At 32.4% G+C, this 4,495-nt stretch carries 2 protein-coding genes; both read left to right on the top strand.

Annotation, left to right across the window (positions count from 1 at the left end; all coding sequences use genetic code 11):
- Window positions 1-2,534, top strand: a 2,534-nt coding sequence (locus tag D5R40_RS30655) for a M48 family metalloprotease (RefSeq protein WP_153183524.1), incomplete at its 5' end; no start/stop codon positions are given.
- A 1,745-nt stretch (window positions 2,535-4,279) separates the two neighbouring features.
- Window positions 4,280-4,495 (top strand): RNA recognition motif domain-containing protein (locus tag D5R40_RS30650; protein ID WP_240041689.1); only part of this gene is annotated, 216 nt, incomplete at its 3' end.

Here is a 4,495-nt window from a genome sequence, read left to right as displayed (position 1 = left end):
CCTATGTTACAGGTGATTCTGTGCCAGAAAAACCATCCCTAAAAGTTGGCTTACTCGCTCTTAAACAAAAAAATTATCCACAGGCGATCGCTCATCTAGAAATAATTTCTCAACAAGAAACCCTGAAGCAAAAGTTAAAAGCAAAAATGGGTTTAATAGTAGCTTATGAACGAACTAAACAAATAGATAAAGCCATTACCCTATGCCGTAATTTAACAAAAATCTCTAATGATGAAATTCAAGCTTTTGCTCATCGTCATCTCAAAGAATTATTAAAGCAATATCCACCAAACAATCCTAAAAAATCAACTATTCCTGCTCCTAAACCTCCACCATTACCTCCCCCAAAACAACAAAATATTAAAACAGGATTTGTTCCATTTTATCCCACTTCAGAGCAAAATGCCTCGGCAAAAAATAATCAAAAACCATCTCAAAAAAATATTAATTTATCGAACATAAATAACTCTGTAAAAAATTCTAGTCAACCCTCAGATATTGTCAAACATAATCAGTCAAATCAAAATGATATAGATACAGAAAAAAATCAAACACAACCTTTATCAACTGAAATTAATAACTCCAATTCAAAACCCTCAAATCAACCCCATAAAAAATCAACAGATATTGCTACAGAGACAGACAAACCCTCACCAAAAATAATATGGCGTCAAGCTGGAAGAGCAAAAGGAGGTCGTCAACTTAAATCTCCTAACTTAACTCTTTTTTGGCTAGAAAAAATACTTGTGGGTGCTAGTCTATATTGGCTAAGTCTGACTATATTAAAATTGACTTTAGATATTACTAATGATTTCCTAGTTTGGCTGCCTTATTTCCAACCAATTCAAATTTTTTACCGAGACCCGACTCGAAATTTTATAATTTTTCTGACAGTATTATTTGTCTTTTCTCCCTGGTTAATTGATGGATTATTAACTCTTGGTTATGGTCTCCAAAATTTACCAACAACAACTTTAATTAATTACAGTAAAGAAGCCAATAAACTACTCCGTAGCTTTTGTCAAAAACGAAAAATACAAAAAATTAAATTAAAGATTTTACCAATAGATGTTCCTATAGCATTCAGTTATGGATGGTTGCCTCGTTTTTTCAGAATAGTTGTTAGTCAGGGATTGTTAGATAAATTAGCAGAAGATGAAATTGCCACTATTTATGCCAGGGAAATTAGTCATGTTAAAAATGGAGATTTTTTGTTAATGTCTATAGCTACTTTGATGCTTCAAATTCCTTACACTATTTATTGGCAATTAACTTTTTGGGCAGATTGGGTATTAGATTTTGTTGAGCGCGGATTACCTGATTTTTTACCAGAATTCATCAAATCTTGTTTACCTATTTTAGTATCCGGTTTTAGAGTATTAGCTGCAATAATTTCTACTCCTAGTTATGGCTTATATTGGTTGCTAAAATTGCCGATTTTATGGTTATCTCGTCGAAGAGTCTATTATAGCGATCGCCTAGCTTGTAACTTAACAGGAAATCCTAATGGTCTGACACGAGCTATTCTTAAAATTACAATTGGAATGGCTAATGATATACAAAATCAAGGCAAAATTAGAAATTTATTAGAAAGTTTTGAACTATTAATGCCAGTAGGAATAAGTCAAGCTATTACTGTTGGTAGCATTTGTTCCCATAATAATTTTGCATCAATTTTCAACTGGGATATTACTAACCCATATCGTCATTGGTTGGCAATTAATGATAGCCATCCTTTGCTTGGCGAGCGGTTAAAAATATTATCTTTATATGCTAATTTTTGGCAGCTAGAGACTGAGCTGAATTTAGAAAATATTAATGCTAATGCCATTGAAAAAAATCAGTTAAGTAGGAATCAACAAGAGAAATATTTAACTACACCAAGTTTTAATTTACAGAAACTTTTACTTCAGGGAGCGCCTTTTTTCGGAATGTTAATAGGTGTACTTTTTACTGGCTTATTTTGGTTAATAGGTGGAATTTCTTCTGCTGTTGGTCTTTGGAGACTTGATTGGTTATGGGGAGATATTTCGATTTTAGTTGGCTCTTTAGCCATAGGTTTTAGTATTGGTATTTTGATTAGGATTAATCACTTTTTTCCCGATATTAAACCAGCTAAAATCCTGCAAAATCCTAATTTGCTAGAATTGCTAACCGATCCAGAAACTTTGCCATTAGATAGTCAACCAATTCAGCTCAAAGGCCAACTTCTCGGTAAGAGTGGTATAAGTAATTTGTTGGGACAAAATTTGATTCTACAAACAACAGAAGGACTGATAAAGTTACATTATTCTTCTCAATTAGGTCCTATTGGTAACTTATGGCCTACGATCACGAATCATGGAGATCTTGTTGGTAAGTCTATAACTGTTACTGGTTGGTGGAGGCGAGGGGCTATTCCTTGGATAGATATCCATAACTTAAAAGGCGATTCTGGTAAATCTCTTAATAATGGCCATCCAGTCTGGTCAACTATTGTAGCTTGTATTTTTTCTATATGGGGAGTTTATATGATATATATAGGCAGATTTTAATTATCAGATTATGTAAAGAAAGGTTGCACTATTAAACAAACAATGTTAAATTTAGCTATAAATTTAAATTTGCTTAACTAAAGTAACTTCAGGATGTAGGCTTGTATTAGTTTGTAGAGATATTACGTCTATTGAAATGTATAAACTTATCCTAATTTAATAGTAAGTATAGTTTTAGTAGTATATATATAATGGTTTAGTTAATCAGCAGCAAAGTTCTAAAATTCATTGTCAGTTAAAATTCTTGCATGGTAAGTGTCAATCTCCCAACACAGTAATTTCTGCCAGCTAGTTATTGCGGCTGCTTTTTTTTTAATTAAGAACCTTCGCGATCTTATAAGTGGACATTCCTTAATAGTTTAGCTGTTTGATTTTTCTTGACTTTGCATACTTGCGGTATTATGTGTGATTATTCTAATTTAACTTGCCTTTTCCTTAGCTTGAGTTCTATTCTCATAATTGCCATGACAATATAACGTCATTTTTTCTCTAGCTTTTTAGCATTAGCGCTAGTGAATCTTATCTTGAACAGACAACTCCTATATAAAATATGTCAAGTATGTTTTTCTTGATTGTCACGATCAATAAATCTTGATGTATCTTTAGTCTAAGACTTTGGATTTTGGTATGTCAATCCTAATTTTAATATTAATGAAACACTCAGAAAATTCAAGCCATTCTTGATGATAATATAGAGCTTTTCTTTTAGGATAGGGCTTTAAACCGAATTTTTTGGTAAGAAAATATTGGTAGCCAAATTTTTCAAAAAATATGTAGATTATTGACTTAGGATTGTGATAAGTTTATACTAGTTAGATATAATGTTGTCTGTTAAAAAATCAAATATCTAATATGAACATTTCCGGTTTGCTTGGAAAATAAGGTAAATATTATGGTTAAGAGTTGGTCTTCAATAGTAGGGAGTATACTAAAAATAAATTTACTATAATGTACTATGTAGTAATTGAGTTGCTTGAATTTAGCAGGCTTTAAAGTTATATTTATAATTTAGGGTTATAAGCGTTTAGCAAATCAATATCAAAAAGAAGTAATTTAGCAAGACCTATAGCCTTGTTGACTGAGTGGTGACTAAAAAGTTTAAAAACAACCTGATAAAATCACATTATCTGCTAAAGTTAACCAAATTAAAAAATGGGAGATCATTTCACTTTTTATTAAGGGCTAACTACTGAAGTTAAACAATTTGGATAAATTTGGACAAATCTCAATAAATCTTGACAAAAAACTGATTGTCTGCTAGCGTACACAAAAGCAAAAATCAAGCTAATTTAATTTAGATTAAGGCTTGAAACCCTGTACAAAACTCTTAAGAATAGGTAGCTTGTAAAAAGGTGATTGAGAAATCCATTAACCTTAAGTGAATGTCCGGAATATATCAAGTAGCAAAGTTTTCATAGTAGATTAATAGATTTTAGTAGGTGGAGTTCCCGCCGATTTTAAGCCTGCTCTCGAAGATAAGTTACAGACTGCGGTCAGTGGTATTCAATGTTCGCGCAGCATTGCGTCAGCAAAGCAGGAAGCTAGCTCTAAAACCCTTTTGGGTAAGTTTGGGTAAGTTGAGTAGAACGGTAAATAGTAATATTTGTCTCAGGTTTTTCGCACTTCAGAGTTAGGAGCAGTTTTTTTTTGAGCGCCCTCTTCTTTTGTTTGTGTTCAGTCAATCTCAGTCAACAAAGTTTTTGTTTTATTGTCATTAAGCAAGTCAAAGTCTGGAGGAAATTGGTATGTCAATTCGTTTGTATATAGGTAATCTACCTAAAGAAGTAATGGAACGTCAAGAACTGCAAGAAGTTTTTGCCGAAGAAGGTGATAGTGTGAGCACTAAATTGATCACAGATCGTAAAACTGGTAAGTGCCGTGGTTTTGGCTTTGTAACAGTCAAAAATGATGAACAAGCTGACCAAATTATCGAAAAGTACAATGGTTATCAGTTTAAAGAA

It is taken from the genome of Okeania hirsuta (assembly GCF_003838195.1).
GTDB lineage: Bacteria > Cyanobacteriota > Cyanobacteriia > Cyanobacteriales > Microcoleaceae > Okeania > Okeania hirsuta.
Note: the sequence above shows the minus strand (reverse complement) of the source record. Positions and strands in the feature narration are given on the sequence as shown.